This window comes from Bradyrhizobium sp. 153, from assembly GCF_023073835.1.
In the GTDB taxonomy this organism is placed as follows: Bacteria; Pseudomonadota; Alphaproteobacteria; order Rhizobiales; family Xanthobacteraceae; genus Bradyrhizobium.
Window position 1 is genome coordinate 133,492 of record NZ_JADPKH010000146.1, and the last position, 15,950, is coordinate 149,441.

The 15,950-nt window shown below is 63.9% G+C and carries 16 protein-coding genes; 10 read left to right on the forward strand and 6 right to left on the reverse strand.

The features are described from left to right. Positions 1–20 precede the first annotated feature (20 nt). On the reverse strand, positions 21–884 hold the full coding sequence (locus tag IVA91_RS32990) for a LysR family transcriptional regulator (protein WP_247420192.1): 864 nt from the start codon (positions 882–884) through the stop codon (positions 21–23). 89 nt (positions 885–973) lie between these two features. On the opposite strand from IVA91_RS32990, the gene IVA91_RS32995 reads away from it, so the two are divergent. Next, a complete protein-coding gene (locus tag IVA91_RS32995; protein ID WP_247276909.1) occupies positions 974–1,882 on the forward strand; it encodes a DMT family transporter in 909 nt (302 codons plus the stop codon). Between the two features lie 2 nt (positions 1,883–1,884). Here IVA91_RS32995 and IVA91_RS33000 read toward each other — a convergent pair whose 3' ends face one another. The 5 genes from IVA91_RS33000 to IVA91_RS33020 all read right to left on the reverse strand — a co-directional run bounded on the left by IVA91_RS33000 (position 1,885) and on the right by IVA91_RS33020 (position 6,967). Next, positions 1,885–2,277, reverse strand: a complete 393-nt coding sequence (locus tag IVA91_RS33000; protein ID WP_247276910.1) for a GFA family protein — start codon at positions 2,275–2,277, stop codon at positions 1,885–1,887. Positions 2,278–2,284: 7 nt separating this feature from the next. Then, positions 2,285–3,031: an SDR family NAD(P)-dependent oxidoreductase gene (locus IVA91_RS33005; protein WP_247276911.1), complete on the reverse strand. Its 747-nt coding sequence runs from the start codon at positions 3,029–3,031 to the stop codon at positions 2,285–2,287. Positions 3,032–3,050: 19 nt separating this feature from the next. After that, positions 3,051–3,782: an SDR family oxidoreductase gene (locus IVA91_RS33010; protein ID WP_247276912.1), complete on the reverse strand. Its 732-nt coding sequence runs from the start codon at positions 3,780–3,782 to the stop codon at positions 3,051–3,053. A gap of 135 nt (positions 3,783–3,917) precedes the next feature. After that, positions 3,918–5,744 (reverse strand): IlvD/Edd family dehydratase, encoded by a 1,827-nt coding sequence (locus IVA91_RS33015; protein WP_247276913.1) that lies wholly within the window; start codon positions 5,742–5,744, stop codon positions 3,918–3,920. A 122-nt stretch (positions 5,745–5,866) separates the two neighbouring features. After that, a complete protein-coding gene (locus IVA91_RS33020) occupies positions 5,867–6,967 on the reverse strand; it encodes a LacI family DNA-binding transcriptional regulator (RefSeq protein ID WP_247276914.1) in 1,101 nt (366 codons plus the stop codon). Between the two features lie 201 nt (positions 6,968–7,168). Between IVA91_RS33020 and ugpC the strand changes: the two genes are divergently transcribed. The 9 genes from ugpC to IVA91_RS33065 all read left to right on the forward strand — a co-directional run bounded on the left by ugpC (position 7,169) and on the right by IVA91_RS33065 (position 15,829). After that, positions 7,169–8,236 carry a sn-glycerol-3-phosphate ABC transporter ATP-binding protein UgpC gene (gene ugpC / locus IVA91_RS33025; protein WP_247276915.1) on the forward strand — a complete coding sequence of 356 codons (1,068 nt, stop codon included), beginning with the start codon at positions 7,169–7,171 and terminating at the stop codon, positions 8,234–8,236. Between the two features lie 42 nt (positions 8,237–8,278). After that, on the forward strand, positions 8,279–9,598 hold the full coding sequence (locus tag IVA91_RS33030; RefSeq protein WP_247276916.1) for an ABC transporter substrate-binding protein: 1,320 nt from the start codon (positions 8,279–8,281) through the stop codon (positions 9,596–9,598). Positions 9,599–9,662: 64 nt separating this feature from the next. Next, the gene (locus IVA91_RS33035; protein ID WP_247276917.1) at positions 9,663–10,616 is read left to right on the forward strand and encodes a sugar ABC transporter permease; all 954 of its coding nucleotides are present in this window, start codon (positions 9,663–9,665) and stop codon (positions 10,614–10,616) included. Beyond that, on the forward strand, positions 10,609–11,544 hold the full coding sequence (locus IVA91_RS33040) for a carbohydrate ABC transporter permease (protein ID WP_247276918.1): 936 nt from the start codon (positions 10,609–10,611) through the stop codon (positions 11,542–11,544). The genes IVA91_RS33035 and IVA91_RS33040 overlap by 8 nt, the downstream gene beginning before the upstream one ends. 64 nt (positions 11,545–11,608) lie before the next feature. Beyond that, a complete protein-coding gene (gene denD / locus IVA91_RS33045) occupies positions 11,609–12,595 on the forward strand; it encodes a D-erythronate dehydrogenase (RefSeq protein ID WP_247276919.1) in 987 nt (328 codons plus the stop codon). A 23-nt stretch (positions 12,596–12,618) separates the two neighbouring features. Then, on the forward strand, positions 12,619–13,605 hold the full coding sequence (locus tag IVA91_RS33050) for a sugar kinase (RefSeq protein ID WP_247276978.1): 987 nt from the start codon (positions 12,619–12,621) through the stop codon (positions 13,603–13,605). A 16-nt stretch (positions 13,606–13,621) separates the two neighbouring features. Then, positions 13,622–14,272: a bifunctional 4-hydroxy-2-oxoglutarate aldolase/2-dehydro-3-deoxy-phosphogluconate aldolase gene (eda, locus tag IVA91_RS33055; protein WP_247276920.1), complete on the forward strand. Its 651-nt coding sequence runs from the start codon at positions 13,622–13,624 to the stop codon at positions 14,270–14,272. Between the two features lie 59 nt (positions 14,273–14,331). Then, entirely contained in the window at positions 14,332–15,501 is a 1,170-nt protein-coding gene (locus tag IVA91_RS33060) for an acetyl-CoA acetyltransferase (RefSeq protein ID WP_247276921.1), read from the forward strand. 121 nt (positions 15,502–15,622) lie between these two features. Beyond that, positions 15,623–15,829 (forward strand): hypothetical protein, encoded by a 207-nt coding sequence (locus IVA91_RS33065; RefSeq protein WP_247276922.1) that lies wholly within the window; start codon positions 15,623–15,625, stop codon positions 15,827–15,829. Positions 15,830–15,950 lie beyond the last annotated feature (121 nt).

The following is a 15,950-nucleotide window of genomic DNA, read 5'->3' on the forward strand; positions in this document are numbered from 1 at the left end:
CAACCCTTCACAATCTACCGTTATATGGCGTTCAATTCCGAAATTCCCCGTTGCAAATGGTCCGCGAGAAGGCCGCCTGCCGATGATAGGTGGCGCGCGCGGTGAAGGCGAATTTCCGCCGGCGGCAACGGCGGCATGCCGTCACAATCGGACAGCACGCGAAGGCTCGCCGGCAAGGTCCCTGCTTTCACCACCGTCACCGCGAGGCCTTGAGCCGCAATCGTCTCGACTGCTGCGAGCGTCCGGCTGACATAGGCGAGGCGCCAGGGCACGCCAGCCGTGTCGAGCGCCTCCGCAGCCCATTGCCGGAACAGACACCCTGGCGGGTAGAGTGCCACGGGCAGGGGATTATGCGCCGCGGCGCGATAGGATGAGGCAGCCGCCCAGACCGCCCGCTCACGCCTCAAAAGCTCGCCGTCGCCACATCCTTGCGGATGCATGGCGATGACAAGATCGTAGGCATCGCCGAGCCGCGCCGGCATCGTCGCGGTCAGTCCCGTCTCGATCTCAATCCGGACCAGTGGATGATGCTTGGCAAAGCTCGTCAGCAGGGGCGGAATGACGATGGTGCCGTAGTCGTCCATCACGCCGAGGCGGACCACGGCTTCGGCCTTGCGTGCGCGAAGCGCCCCGACCGCCTCCGCGTTGAGCGCGAGAATGCGCTGCGCATAGGCGCGCAACTCTTCGCCTGCCGCGGTCGGCAGGACGCCGGCCCTGGTGCGCTGGAACAATCTTGTGCCGAGCCGCTCCTCTAAGCGCCTGATTTGAACGCTCACCGCCGATTGGGTCCGGTTGAGGACGTGGGCCGCGCGGGTGAACGAACGATGCTCGGTGACCGCGAGAAATGCCTTCAGCAGATTGGGATCGAGATCTGGTGTGGTCATGATGTAACGTTATCCCAGCATGACGGAAAATCCATTCCCCGTTTCGGCGCGCCTCTTATGCTGCCTTCGAAGCATTGATGGGAGCAATCGTGACCGAGATCTCTGGCGTTCTGGCTGCCGTGCTGTCGAGCGGCCTCGGCGGCACTTCGATCGGCGCCACGCGCTATCTCGTGAGTATGCTCGATCCGCTCGCGATCGGCTCGTTCAGGTTCGGCATCGGCTTTCTCCTGCTGCTGCCGCTCACGCTGCTGCGCGGAGACCGCTGGCCGGGGCGAGGGGACCGGGTCGCCGCGATCGGGCTTGGTCTTTTGTTCTTCGCCCTGTTCCCGATCCTATTCAATGCATCGCTGATCTTTACCACCGCCGCGCGAGGCGCGCTCGGTTTGTCGACGCTGCCTCTGCTCTCGCTGGTGATGGGGGCTGCGCTCGGCGCCGAATCGCTCACTTGGCGCAAGTCGATCGGTGTCGTAATTGCGACGTTTGGCGTCGCCCTTGCGCTTCTCTTCGACTTGGCTTCGGCGCCGTCGGGCGCCTGGCGTGGCGATCTGTTGATGATCGCTGCGGCCGCGTGTATGGCACTTTACGGTATCTGGTCAAAGCCGCTGATCCGGCGTTCCAGCCCGATCGCCTTCACGACCATGAGCATGGCGGCAGGCGCGACGTGCCTCATCCTGCTCTCATATGTACGCAGCAGTTTTGTGCCGGTGACCGGCTTCGGCACACCGCAATGGCTCGCGGCGCTCTATCTCGGGGCCTTCGGAGCCGCGCTGACCTTTTATCTCTGGGCCTTCGCGCTCGAGCGGACCACGCCGACGCGTGTCGCGATCTCGGTGACGGTCAATCCGATCACGGCATCGCTGGTTGGCGCCTATTTGCTGCACGAACCGCTAAGCTGGAATCTGGCGGCCGGCATCGTCGCGGTGTTTGTCGGGATATGGATTGCGACGACGGACCAGCGTGCTCAGGCGGTGAGCGCATCCGTTTCAAACCAGGCCTGACATCAAGCCGGGATCGTGGTCTGATATTGCGTCAGGCCGTCGTCGAGCTTCAGCCAGGCAAGCTTTTCCGAGACCCAGATGTGCTCGGTGGGCGCGAAGGCGTTGCGATCATCGAACGTGGCCAGCGCGACGCCGGCGAGCGTACCGTTGCGGCGCCAGGCGAACAGCCGCGTGCCGCACCGCTTGCAGAACACGCGGTCGATGTTCTCGGAGGAGGCGAAGCGGGCGGTATCGCCCTCGACGCTGAGCGCGCGCTGGTCGAATTGCGCGCGGGCGAAGTAGGGCGAGCCCATTGCTTTCTGACAGATGCGGCAATGGCAGATGCGGACGTTGAGCGGTTCGCCCTCGGCCTTGAACCGCACCGCGCCGCAGAGGCATCCGCCTTCCCGGATCATGATGTCCTCAATAAGTTGCGCGACCGCCAGAGATATCGAAGACCGCGCCGGTGGAGAACGCGCAGTCCTCGGATGCGAGCCAGGCCACCATCGCGGCCAGCTCTTCCACCAGCACGAAGCGCCCCTTCGGGATTTTCGACAGCATGAAGTCGATATGCTGCTGCGTCATCTGGTCGAAGATCGCGGTCTTCGCCGCCGCCGGTGTCACCGCGTTGACAAGGATGTCGTGGGCGGCGAGCTCCTTGCCGAGCGATTTCGTCAGTGCGATCAGACCGGCCTTGGACGCCGAATAGTGCGACGCGTTCGGATTGCCTTCCTTACCGGCGATGGAGGCGATGTTCACGATGCGCCCGTATTTCTGCTTGAGCATCACGGGCACGATCGCCTTGGAGACGATGAAAGGACCGTCCAGGTTGATGCGTAGCACCTTGCGCCATTCCTCGATGTCGGTCTCCCAGACCGGCTTGTTGACGCCGGCGATGCCGGCATTGTTGACGAGGATGTCGATCTTGCCGAAAGCGCCGAGCGTGGCATCGCATGCCTGCTCGACGGCTGCGGTGTCGGTGACATCGACCTTAAAGACGCGGACGCCGTCGCCGATCTCCTTCGCCGTCTTCTCGGCCAGCGCGGCATCGAAATCCCAAATGGCGACCTTGGCGCCGGAGACGACGAAGCGCTCGGTAATCGCGCGGCCAAAGCCCTGCGCGCCGCCGGTGACGACAGCGGCGCGGCCGTTGAGGTCGATCTTGTTCATGAGACGTGACCCCTGAACATCAGAGCATGTAGCCGCCGTCGACGACGAGGTCGACGCCGGTGGTGAAGGCGCTTTCGTCACTGCCGAGATAGACCGCCATCGCCGCGATCTCGTCGGCGGTGCCGAGGCGGCCCATCTTCTGGCGGGAGATGAACATCTCCTTGCCTTGCGGCCCCTGCGCGGCGGCGCGGTCGAGCATCGAGGGCGTCTCGACGGTGCCGGGACAGATGCTGTTGCAGCGGATGCCCTTGGTGATGAAATCGAGCGCGACCGCGCGCGTCAGCAGCGACACCGCCGCCTTCGACGCGCTGTAGACGTAACGGTTGGCCGGCGGCCGCAGCGCCGCGCAGGACGAGATGTTGACGATGCTGCCGCCGCCCCCTGCCAGCATCTCGGGCAGAAACGCCCTGATGGTCCGGTGCATCGACTTGACGTTGAGGTCGAACGAGAAGTCAAAATCCTCTTCCGAGCACTCCAAGATCGTGCCGTGGTGCACGAAGCCCGCAGCGTTGAGCAGGATGTCGATCTTGCCGACGCGCTTGGCGAAGGCGTTGACGTCGGCGGTGTTGCGGACGTCGAGTTTTGCGACTTCGGCGACGCCTTCCTTGGTGAGGCTCGCAATGCCGCTCTCGTTGATATCGGTGGCGATGACGGTCGCGCCCTCACGCGCGAATGCGACGGCGCAGGCACGCCCGATGCCTGCGGCTGCAGCGGTGACGACGGCCCGCTTTCCCTTGAGGCGGTCTGCCATGTTCTTGTTCTCCTTCGTGTAGTTTCAATGCCAACCCACGTCATTGCGAGGAGCTCTTGCGACGAAGCAATCCAGGCCATCTCCGTGGAGATATCTCTGGATTGCTTCGCTTCGCTCGCAATGACGGTGTGGCTGCTAGTGGTTATCTCTTGCCACGCCAAAGGTGCCGGCGACGTTCTGATAGCGCGTGGCGAGCTCCATGCAGGCGCCGGTCGATTGTTGGCCGACCGTATTGCGATAGATCTCCTGCCACGGCGTCTGGTTCGGCGGATGCTTGAAGCCGCCGCTGGCCTTGAGCTCGGCATGGCGCTTCTTCAGTTCCTCCTCCGAGATCAGGATGTTGGCGCTGCCCTTGTTGAGGTCGATGCGCACCTTGTCGCCGGTTTTGAGGATGGCGAGCCCGCCATTGGCCGCCGCTTCCGGCGAGGCGTTCAGGATCGAGGGCGAACCCGAGGTGCCGGACTGGCGGCCGTCGCCGATGCAGGGCAGGGACAGGATGCCGCGTTTGATCAATGCTGCCGGGGGCTGCATGTTCACGACCTCGGCGCCGCCGGGGTAGCCGATCGGCCCGGTGCCGCGGATGAACAGCACGCAGCGCTCGTCGATGTCGAGCGAGGGATCGTCGATGCGCTCGTGATAATCCTCGGGCCCCTCGAACACGATGGCGCGGCCTTCGAAGGCGTTGAGGTCCTTGGGGTTGCTGAGATAGCGGTCGCGAAACTCCTTGGAGATCACGCTGGTCTTCATGATCGCGGAATCGAACAGATTGCCCTTTAGGACCAGGAAGCCGGCGTCCTTCACCAGCGGCTTGTCGTAGGTCCAGATCACGTCCTTGTCAGGCGCCGGTGCGTTCCTACAGTTCTCGCCGATGCCGCGGCCATTGACTGTCACTGCGTCCTCATGGATGCGCTTGTGCTTCATCAGCTCGCGCACCACAGCCGGAACGCCGCCGGCGCGGTGGAACTCCTCGCCGAGATAGAAGCCGGCCGGCTGCATGTTGACCAGCAGCGGCACGTCGTGGCCGAATTTCTGCCAGTCGTCGATCGAGAGCTCGACGCCGATGTGGCGGGCCAGCGCGTTGATGTGGATCGGCGCGTTGGTCGAGCCACCGATCGCCGAATTGATGACGATGCAGTTCTCGAACGCCTTGCGGGTCAGGATGTCCGAGGGTTTCAGATCCTCCCAGACCATCTCGACGATGCGCTTGCCCGTCTCATAGGCGATCTGGCCGCGCTCGCGGTAGGGGGCGGGAATCGCCGCGCAGCCCGGCAGCGAGAAGCCGAGCGCTTCGGCGAGCCCGTTCATGGTCGAGGCGGTGCCCATGGTGTTGCAATGGCCGACCGAGGGCGCCGAGGAGGCCACGATTTCCATGAACTCTTCATAGTCGATCTCGCCGGCGGCGAGCCGCTCGCGCGACTTCCAGACGATGGTGCCGGAGCCGGTGCGCTCGCCGGCATGCCAGCCGTTCAGCATCGGGCCGCCCGACAGCACGATCGCGGGCAGGTTGACGGTCGCCGCGGCCATCATGCAGGCCGGCGTCGTCTTGTCGCAGCCGGTGGTCAGCACCACGCCGTCGAGGGGATAGCCGTAGAGGATCTCGACCAGGCCGAGATAAGCGAGATTGCGGTCGAGCGCCGCGGTCGGACGTTTGCCGGTCTCCTGGATCGGATGGGTCGGGAATTCCATCGCAATGCCACCGGCCTCGCGGATGCCCTCGCGGACGCGATGGGCCAGCTCGATATGATGGCGGTTGCAGGGTGAAAGATCATTGCCGGTTTGCGCGATGCCGATGATCGGCTTACCGGATTGAAGTTCGGCGCGGGTGAGGCCGTAGTTCAAATAGCGCTCCATATAGAGCGCGGTCATGCCCGGATTGTGTGGGTTGTTGAACCATTCCTGCGAGCGAAGGTGGCGGCGAGCGCCGTTGCCGGCAGCGTGCCCATTGGTTGGCTTTTTTGTCATTGGTCTCTCCTGCAATGCAAACGCACTGGCGTCCGTCTCAATCTGTCGGCTGGTGCGATGCCCAGCGGCGCGAGCGATGGTCTGCCGGCCCGCTGGCGGGTCATTTCCTCACAAGTACGATACTAATCTTGGCTACTTGGTAACGCTACCATTTTGTTGGCGGCGCCGGCTCCGGAAGCGGCTGGTCGATTGTCCGAACGCCGCGACAACGAGCTTTGACGCTCGATCACCTTGAAGCCGAGGTCGAGCACCGGTTGCTCGGGCCGCCGTCCATCGATCGCGTCGATCAGCATGGTCGCGGCCGTTTTCCCCATCTCGTAGCGATTGGTGCGCACGCTGCTGAGGGTGGGGACGGCTGAGGCCATGAATTCGAGGTCGTTGAATCCGACGATCGCGATCTGCTCCGGGACGGCGATCTCCCGGCGCCGGCATTCAAACAGGACGCCGAGCGCGAGGTCGTCATTGGCACAGAACACCGCATCGATGCCGGGGTCCCGCGCGAGCAGGTCGGTGAACAGGGCGCCGCCGAGCGTCACCGATGTCGGCGTCGCCGTCGTCACGACGAGCCGCTGCTCGAACAGGGCGGCGTCCTTCATGGCCGAGACATATCCATCGAGCCGCCGCTGCACCCGCGGATCCATCCGCGCGCCGATGAAGCCGACCTTGCGGTGACCCTGCGCGAACAGGTGGGCAACTGCCGCGCGCGCAGCATCATGGTGCGAAAAGCCGATCATCATGTCGACCGGATTGGGGCCGATCTCCATGATCTGCACGATCGGGCAGTCGGCAGCCTCCAGCATCGCGCGCGATTCTGTGGTCTGGTCGATGCCCGTGACGATCAGCCCGGCCGGCTTCTGCGCCAGAAACAGGCGCAGCAGCTTCTCCTCCTGGAGGATGCTGTAGCGGGTGTTGGACAGCTGGATCGAGTAACGGCTGCCTTCGGAGGCGTCATAGATGCCGCGCAGCACGTCGGAGAACACGTTATTGGTGAGGGATGGGATCAATACACCGATCACCTCGGTGCGTTGCGAGGCCAGCGCGCGTGCAGCAAGGTTCGGCACATAGCCGAGCTCCTTGGCGGCGCTCTCGACCCGCGTCCGCTTGGCAACCGACAGTGCTTCCGGATTGCGGAAGAAGCGGGACGCCGTGATCGGGCTGACGCCGGCAAGCTCGGCGACTTCCGCCAGCCGGATTTTGCCTGACTTGGTGCGTTTTCGACCCATTGCTGCTCTTAACACAGTCACGGTCGCAAACAAAGGAACGTTGACAGCGCTACCAGCAACGACTAACCAAAGACAAATTGCCAAAACCGCACAAACTGCCGACAATGTTGCCCGCTATGATCGGGCCTGGTTCGGTAAAGTCTGAAAAAGCAAGACGGTCGCGGCGCGAAGGGCGTCGTCGACTTTCGAGGAGGGAGCTAGATGTCGTCTGTGCAAATCCGCGACGTGCGGAAATCGTTCGGCAATTTTGAAGTCCTGCACGGCGTGACCATTCCGATCGAAGACGGCCAGTTCGTCGTTCTGGTCGGCCCCTCCGGCTGCGGCAAGTCGACGCTTCTGCGCATGCTCGCCGGTCTCGAGAACATCACCTCCGGCACGATCTCGATCGGCGACCGCGTCGTCAACAATGTCCAGCCCAAGGAGCGGGACATTGCGATGGTGTTCCAGAACTACGCGCTCTATCCGCACATGACGGTGGCCGAGAACATGGGCTTCTCATTGAAGCTGCGGAATGCCAGCTCGGACGAGATCAACAAGCGCGTCAAGCGCGCCGCCGAGATCCTGGCGCTGTCGCCGCTGCTCGATCGCTATCCGCGCCAGCTCTCGGGCGGCCAGCGTCAGCGCGTCGCCATGGGCCGCGCCATCGTGCGCGATCCGCAGGTGTTCCTGTTCGACGAACCCTTGTCGAACCTGGACGCCAAGCTGCGCGTCGCCATGCGCACCGAGATCAAGGAGCTGCACCAGCGGCTGAAGACGACGACCGTCTACGTCACCCACGACCAGATCGAGGCCATGACCATGGCCGACAAGATCGTCGTCATGCATGACGGCATCGTCGAGCAGATGGGCACGCCGCTCGAGCTCTACGACAAGCCCGACAACCAATTCGTCGCCGGCTTCATCGGCTCGCCCGCCATGAACTTTCTCAAAGGTCATGTGCGCGTCAACGGCGTTGCTACCTTCGAGGGACCGAACGGTGTCAAGCTGCCGCTCAAGACTGCGCCGACGGCGTCCGACGGCCGTCCTGCCGTCTATGGCGTGCGGCCTGAGCATTTCACCATCGCCGATGACGGCGCCGAGGCGGAGATCATCGTGGTCGAGCCGACCGGCTCGGAGACGCAGGTGTTCGCCAAGGTCGGCGGCGAGCAGGTCGTCGCGGTCTTCCGCGAGCGCCACCAGTTCAACCCGGGCGACAAGGTGCGGCTGAAGCCCGACCCGTCGCTGGTGCATTTGTTCGACGAGGCCACAGGCAAGCGCCTGAACGCCTAGCGTAAGACGTAAGACAAGAAAAAGCATCACAGGGAGGACGATATGCAAGACTTTACCCGCCGGACTCTGCTTCAAGGCGGAACGGCTCTGGCTGCGACCGGCATGCTGACTGGGCCGGCACTGTTCGATTTCGCCAAGGCCTGGGCGCAGAGCGCGCCCTGGAAGGCGGAGCCCGGTGCCAAGCTGACCGTGATGCGGTGGAAGCGCTTCGTGCCGCAGGAGGACGATGCGTTCAACGCGATGGTTGCGGCGTTCAAGGCTGCGACCGGCACCGAGATGAACGTATTCAGCGAATCCTTCGAGGACGTGCAGCCGAAGGCATCGGTTGCGGCCAATACCGGCTCAGGGCTCGATCTCGCCTGGGGCTTGCACACGCTGCCGCAGCTGTTCCCCACCAAAGTGCTGAAGATGAACGACGTCGCCGACTATCTCGGCAAGAAGTATGGCGGCTGGACCGATGCGGCCGCCAAGACTTGCAAGCTCGGCGACGATTGGCTCGGCATTCCCGTGGCGACCAACGGCGGTTACATGACCTACCGCAAGTCGGCGATCGACAAGGCGGGCTTCAAGGAGTTTCCGACGGACTTCCCCGGCTTCCTCGAAATGTGCAAGGCGCTGAAGGCGAACAACACGCCGGCCGGCTTCGCCCTCGGGCATGCCTCGGGCGACGGCAATTCGTGGCTGCATTGGGTGCTGTGGGGGCACGGGGCCTACACCGTCGATCAGAACGACAAGATCATCATCAATTCGCCGGAGACGGCGAAGGCGCTGGAATATTGCAAGGCGCTGTACGAGAACTTCATCCCGGGCACCCCGTCCTGGAACGATTCCTCCAACAACAAGGCGTTCCTTGCCGGCGAGCTCTATTGCACGGCGAACGGCATCTCGATCTACGTGGCCGCCAAGACCGATGCGACCAAGAAAGAGCTTGCCGCCGATACCTATCATGCCCTCTGGCCGGTTGGTCCGGTCGGCAAGCCGACCGAGCTGCAGCTGGCGCTGCCGATCCTCGCCTTCAACTTCACCAAATATCCGAATGCGGCGAAGGCGTTCGTCGCCTTCATGCTGGAGAAGGAGAACTACGAGAAGTGGCTGGATGGCGCGCAAGGTTATCTGACCCAGACCTTGAACGCCTATGAGTCGGCACCGATCTGGACGGCGGATCCGAAGAACGCCGTGTTCTCGCAGGCCTCCAAGCGCACGCTGCCGGCGTCCGGCATCGGCACGGTCGGCGAGAAGGCGGCGACGGCGATCGCCGATTTCATCGTCGTCGACATGTTCGCCAATTACTGCACCGGCGCCAAGGATGCGAAGGGCGCGATGGCGGAAGCCGAGCGCCAGCTGAAGCGCATCTATCGCTGAGGGTCACGGAGCGGGCGGCCGTCCGGCCGCCCGCTCGTCAACATTTCGATCAGGGATATCGGGCATGGCTGATGTCGCAATTCCCCGGGCCAAGCCTCAGATGAGCGAGGCTAGCGCCTGGACCCAGCTCAAACACAATCGAAATTGGCTCGGCTTCTGGTTCATGGTGCCGGCCATGGCGTTCCTGATCTTCTTCCTGGCCTATCCGCTGGGGCTCGGCATCTGGCTGTCCTTCACGGACACGCGTATCGGAAGGGTCGGGCACTTCATCGGCACCGAGAACTACGAGTGGCTCTGGGACGATTCGATCTTCTGGCTCTCGGTGTTCAATACGCTGCTCTACACCTTTGTCGCCAGCGCTCTCAAATTCGCGGTCGGACTCTATCTGGCGCTGCTGCTCAACGAGCACATGCCCTTCAAGGCGATGCTGCGCGCGATGGTGCTCATCCCCTTCATCGTTCCGACCGTGCTCTCGGCACTCGCCTTTTGGTGGATCTTCGACTCGCAATTCTCGATCATCTCCTGGTCGCTGAAGCATCTCGGCCTGATCAGCCAGAACATCAATTTCCTGGGCGACACGACCTGGGCGCGTATTTGCGTGATCTTCGCCAATATCTGGCGCGGCGTGCCGTTCGTGGCGATCACGCTGCTCGCTGGCCTGCAGACCGTCTCGCCGTCGCTCTATGAAGCAGCAACGCTCGACGGTGCCACGCGTTGGCAGAATTTCCGGTACATCACCTATCCGCTGCTGACGCCGATCATCGCTGTCGTGATGACCTTCTCCGTGCTCTTCACCTTCACCGACTTCCAGCTGATCTGGGCGATGACTCGCGGCGGCCCGGTCAACGCCACCCACCTGATGGCAACCTTGTCCTATCAGCGCGCGATCATCGCCGGGCAACTGGGCGAGGGGGCCGCGATCTCAAGCGCCATGATTCCATTCCTGCTCGCTGCGATCATGGTTTCCTGGTTCGGCTTGCAGCGTCGCAAGTGGCAGCAAGGGGAAAGCAATGACTGATCTCCCCACCTCGCGGATCGATCTCAAGGCCGTGCTGCATGGCTCGGCGCCGACAGTCGCGAAGGATGATCACAGCGAAGGCATGAGCTATCTGCAGTCGGTGCCGCGCCGGCTGGTGACGCTCTATCTGCCGCTTGCGATCATCGTCGTCGTCCTCCTGTTCCCGTTCTACTGGATGGCGCTGACCTCGGTGAAGCCCGACGAGCAGCTGCTTGATCTTGACAAGTACAATCCGTTCTGGACCTGGAACCCGACGTTCAAGCACTTCCACAAGCTGCTGTTCGAGAGCTACTATCCGTACTGGCTCTGGAACACGATGTACGTGGCGATCTGCGCCACGGTGCTCTCGATCATCGCATCGGTGTTCGCGGCCTACGCGATCGTGCGGTTGCGCTACAAGGGTGCCAATCTCGTCGGGGGGCTGATCTTCCTCGCCTATCTCGTGCCGCCGTCGATCCTGTTCATTCCGCTCGCCACCGTCGTGTATCAGTACGGCCTTTTCGACTCGCCGCTGGCGCTGATCCTGACCTATCCGACGATACTGATCCCGTTCTCGACCTGGCTGTTGATGGGCTATTTCAAGACCATCCCATTCGAGCTCGAGGAATGCGCGCTGATCGACGGAGCGAGCCGCTGGCAGATCCTGATCAAGATCGTCGTGCCGCTCGCAATCCCCGGCCTGATCTCGGCCTTCATCTTCTGTTTCACGCTGTGCTGGAATGAGTTCATTTACGCCCTGACGTTCCTGCAGTCGACCAGCAACAAGACGGTGCCGGTCGCGATCGTCAACGAGTTCGTCGATGGTGACATCTACCGCTGGGGTTCGCTGATGGCGGGAGCATTGGCCGGCTCGCTGCCGCTCGTCATCCTTTACGCCTTCTTCGTGGAGCATTATGTGTCGGCGATGACCGGCGCCGTGAAGGAATGATCGCGGGGCTTGCCGAGGACGCGTTGGGAGCGGCGCGCTCCGGCCAATAAGAAGGAGTAGGCTCTTGCACATTCTGGTTCTGGGCGCCGCCGGTATGGTCGGCCGCAAACTCTGTGAACGGCTGCTGCGCGACGGCCGGCTCGGCAAGAGCGACATCACGAAATTGACCATGCACGACGTGGTCGAGCCGAAGAAGCCGGAGCGGGCCGGCTTCCCCGTCGAGACCGTGTCCGGCGATTTCGCCGTGCCGGGCGCAGCCGAGAAGCTGATCGCCGGCCGTCCCGATGTGATCTTCCATCTTGCCGCGATCGTCTCCGGCGAAGCCGAGCTCGACTTCGAGAAGGGCTACCGCATCAATCTCGACGGCACGCGGATGCTGCTCGATGCCATCCGCCTCGTCGGCGGTGGCTACAAGCCGCGCGTGGTGTTCACGTCCTCGATCGCGGTGTTCGGCGCGCCGTTCCCCGATGCGATCGGCGACGAATTCTTCCACACGCCGCTGCTCAGCTACGGCACCCAGAAGGCGATCGGCGAACTCCTGCTCGCCGACTATTCGCGCCGCGGTTTCCTCGACGGCATCGGCATCCGCCTGCCGACCATCTGCATCCGCCCGGGCCTGCCGAACAAGGCGGCATCGGGCTTCTTCTCCAACATCCTGCGCGAGCCGCTCGCCGGCAAGGAAGCGATCCTCCCGGTGTCCGAGGACGTCCGTCACTGGCACGCGACGCCACGCTCCGCGGTCGGCTTCCTGCTCCACGCCGGCACCATGGATCTCGCCACGGTCGGCCCACGCCGCAATCTGACCATGCCGGGCCTGTCCGCGACAGTCGGCGAGCAGATCGCGGCCTTGAAGCGCGTTGCGGGCGAGAAGGTCGCCGCGCGCATCAAGCGCGAGCCCGATCCCTTCATCGTCGGCATCGTCGGCGGCTGGCCGCGCAATTTCGATGCGAAGCGCGCGCGCGAGCTCGGCTTCACCACCGCCGAGAAGAATTTCGACGACATCATCCGCATTCACATCGAAGACGAGCTCGGCGGCAATTTCGTCGCCTGATCGCGCACTGAGCGGGTCATATGATGGCGAGCGTTGCTTGCATCGGCGAATGCATGGTCGAGCTCCGGCAGGCCCAGGGCGGACATTCGACCGGATCGTCCGCGGCGCAAGGGCAGGGCGGCGGCCTGTACTCGCGCGGCTTCGGCGGCGACACCCTGAACACGGCGGTGTACTTGGCGCGGCTCGAGGTGAAGGTCGACTATCTCACCGCGCTCGGCGATGATGCCCTAAGCGATGAGATGGTCGCAGCCTGGACTACCGAGGGCGTCGGTACGCGGCGCGTCGTGCGGTTGCCGGGCAAGCTGCCCGGTCTCTACATGATCCAGCTGGATGCAAAGGGCGAGCGCCAGTTCTTCCACTGGCGCGATAGCGCGGCGGCGCGGCAGCTGATGAATTTGCCGGAGACCGACGAGCTGCTCAACTCGCTGATGAGCTACGACATCGTCTATCTCTCCGCGATCACGCTCTCGATCTACGACGCGCCCGGACGCGAGCGCCTGTTCGCGGCGATCAAGCGCGCGCGCCTGCTCGGCACCCGCTTCGTGTTCGACACCAATTTTCGCGCGCGCGGCTGGCCGGGCCGCGATGTCGCGCGCGAGGTGTTTGCCACGGCCTTCGCGGCCGCCGACATCGTGCTGACCTCGATCGAGGACCTGCTCGCGCTCTACCCTGGCGAAAGCCACGAGCAGCTGATCGCCCGCATCCCTGCTCCGGAGCTGGTATTCCGCCTCGCCGAGCCGGTGAGCCTCCTGCGCTTTCCCGGCGGCACCAACGAGGTCCGCGCCGAGCCCATGACCAAGCCGGTGGTGGACACCACGGCCGCCGGCGACAGCTTTGCCGCGGCCTATATCGCCGCCCGGCTCGCCGGCTCGGAGCCGGTCGAGGCCGCCCAGGCCGGGCATCGCCTCGCCAGCCTCGTGATCTGCTATCCTGGCGCCATCATTCCGGGCTATGCCATGCCGCCGAAGAAGCGGCACCGGCCGGCGGCCTCTCGCCAGGCGACCAAGTGAAGAAGCGACCACAACGATGACCACGAGTGCCCAACAGAATCACCTTGTCGCGCTGTTCAAGGCGGCGACCGTCATTCCCGTCCTCACCATCGAGCGTATCCAGGATGCGGTGCCGCTGGCGCGTGCGCTGGTTGCCGGCGGCGTCCGCACGCTGGAGGTGACCCTGCGCACTCCTGTTGCGATCGAGGCAGCGAGGGCGATGATGTCTGAGGTCCCCGAGGCGCTCGTCGGCATTGGCACAATTCTCAATCCGGCCGACTTCACCCGCGTCGAGAAGCTCGGCGTCAAGTTCGGCATCAGCCCGGGTTTGACCCCCGACCTCCTGAAGGCCGCTGCCGACAGCGCCCTGCCGTTCGCGCCGGGCATCGCGACCGCCTCCGAGCTGATGATGGCGCTGGCCCATGGCTTCGACGTCGCCAAATTCTTCCCGGCCGAGCAGGCCGGCGGCATCAAGGGCCTTCGCGCCCTCGGCGGGCCGTTCCCGAGCGTGCGGTTCTGCCCCACCGGCGGCATCAGTGAGGCCAATGCGGCGACCTGGCTTGCCGAGCCCAACGTGGTCGCTGTTGGCGGTTCCTGGTTGTGCCCGACGGCCGAAATCCGGGCGGGGAACTGGGCCGGCATAACTGCCATCTGCCAGCGCACCCTCAAGGCCCTGAAAGCCGCGTGAAGTCTTGCTATCCCTGGGCTAAGACTTAGCTCAGGAAGAGGCCCCAGGGAGAAATGACCATGACCGCCAGCATCGTCGGATGGGCGCATACGCCGTTCGGCAAGTTCGATACCGAAACCGTTGAAAGCCTCGTCACGCGCGTCGCCAACGAGGCGCTGGCGGATGCCGGCATTTCGGCTGGCGATGTCGACGAGATCGTGCTCGGCCATTTCAACGCCGGCTTCTCGCCGCAGGATTTCACCGCCTCGCTGGTGCTCCAGGCCGACCCGAAGCTGCGCTTCAAGCCGGCGACCCGCGTCGAGAACGCCTGCGCAACCGGCTCGGCCGCCGTGCACCAGGCCTTGCGCGCGATTGCCGCAGGCGCCGCCAAGATCGTGCTGGTCGTCGGCGTCGAGCAGATGACGCGCACGCCGGGGCCCGAGATCGGCAAGAACCTGCTCAAGGCGTCTTACCTGCCCGAGGACGGCGACACGGTCGGCGGCTTCGCCGGCGTGTTCGGCAAGATTGCCAGCTCCTATTTCCAGACATACGGCGACCAGTCGGATGCGCTGGCGCTGATCGCGGCCAAGAACCACAAGAACGGCGTCGCCAACCCCTTCGCCCAGATGCGCAAGGATTTTGGCTTCGACTTCTGCCGCGCCGAGAGCGAGAAGAACCCCTATGTCGCCGGTCCCCTGAAGCGCACCGACTGCTCGCTGGTCTCCGACGGCGCCGCCGCGCTGGTGCTGGCCGATGCCGAGACCGCCAAGACCATGAGCAAGTCGATCGGCTTCCGCGCCACCGCTCACGCCCAGGACTTCCTGCCGATGAGCAAGCGCGACATCCTCCAGTTCGAGGGCTGCACCGTCGCCTGGCAGCGCGCGTTGGAAAAGGCGGGCGTGACGCTCTCCGATCTCTCCTTCGTCGAGACTCATGACTGTTTCACGGTCGCCGAGCTGATCGAGTACGAAGCGATGGGCCTGACGCCGAAGGGGCAGGGTGCTCGCGCGATCAAGGAGGGCTGGACGCTGAAGGACGGCAAGCTGCCGGTCAATCCGTCCGGCGGCCTGAAGGCCAAGGGCCATCCGATCGGGGCCACCGGCGTCTCCATGCATGTAATGACCGCGATGCAGCTCGCGGGACAGGCGCCCGAGGGCATGCAGCTCAAGAACCCAAAACTCGGCGGGATCTTCAACATGGGCGGTGCGGCGGTCGCCAATTACGTTTCCGTGCTGGAGCCGTTGAAGTAAGCTCAGTTCTGAAGGTGGGCAAAGGCGCCTACGCCCACCTGCTTTCTTGCGCTAGATGATGGTGGGCATGCTACGCTTTGCCCACCCTACGGCTCCTGATTGACTTTGCGGGAAATGCATCATGAGCAATGACTACGAAGACTCGCTGTCGATGGACGCACTGAACCATCGCATCGCGATCCTCGAGGACAATATCCGCCAGCTCATCGAGCAGGCCGCTGCCGCCTCGGGTGAGCAGAACGAGTCGCGGATCGCCGACCGCATCAATCAGCAGAACGACGAACTCGACCGTCTCATCAAGATCCGCGAATCCCGCCAGAAAAAATAGCGGGCGATATCGCCGCGGATGCATGCCGCCATACGCCGGTTGCCCTTGCGCGAGCGACGGCGCTGCCGTTAGCTGAACCGACATCGCAGGGCGTTTGAGCCCTGGGCAATGGGGAGCAAGC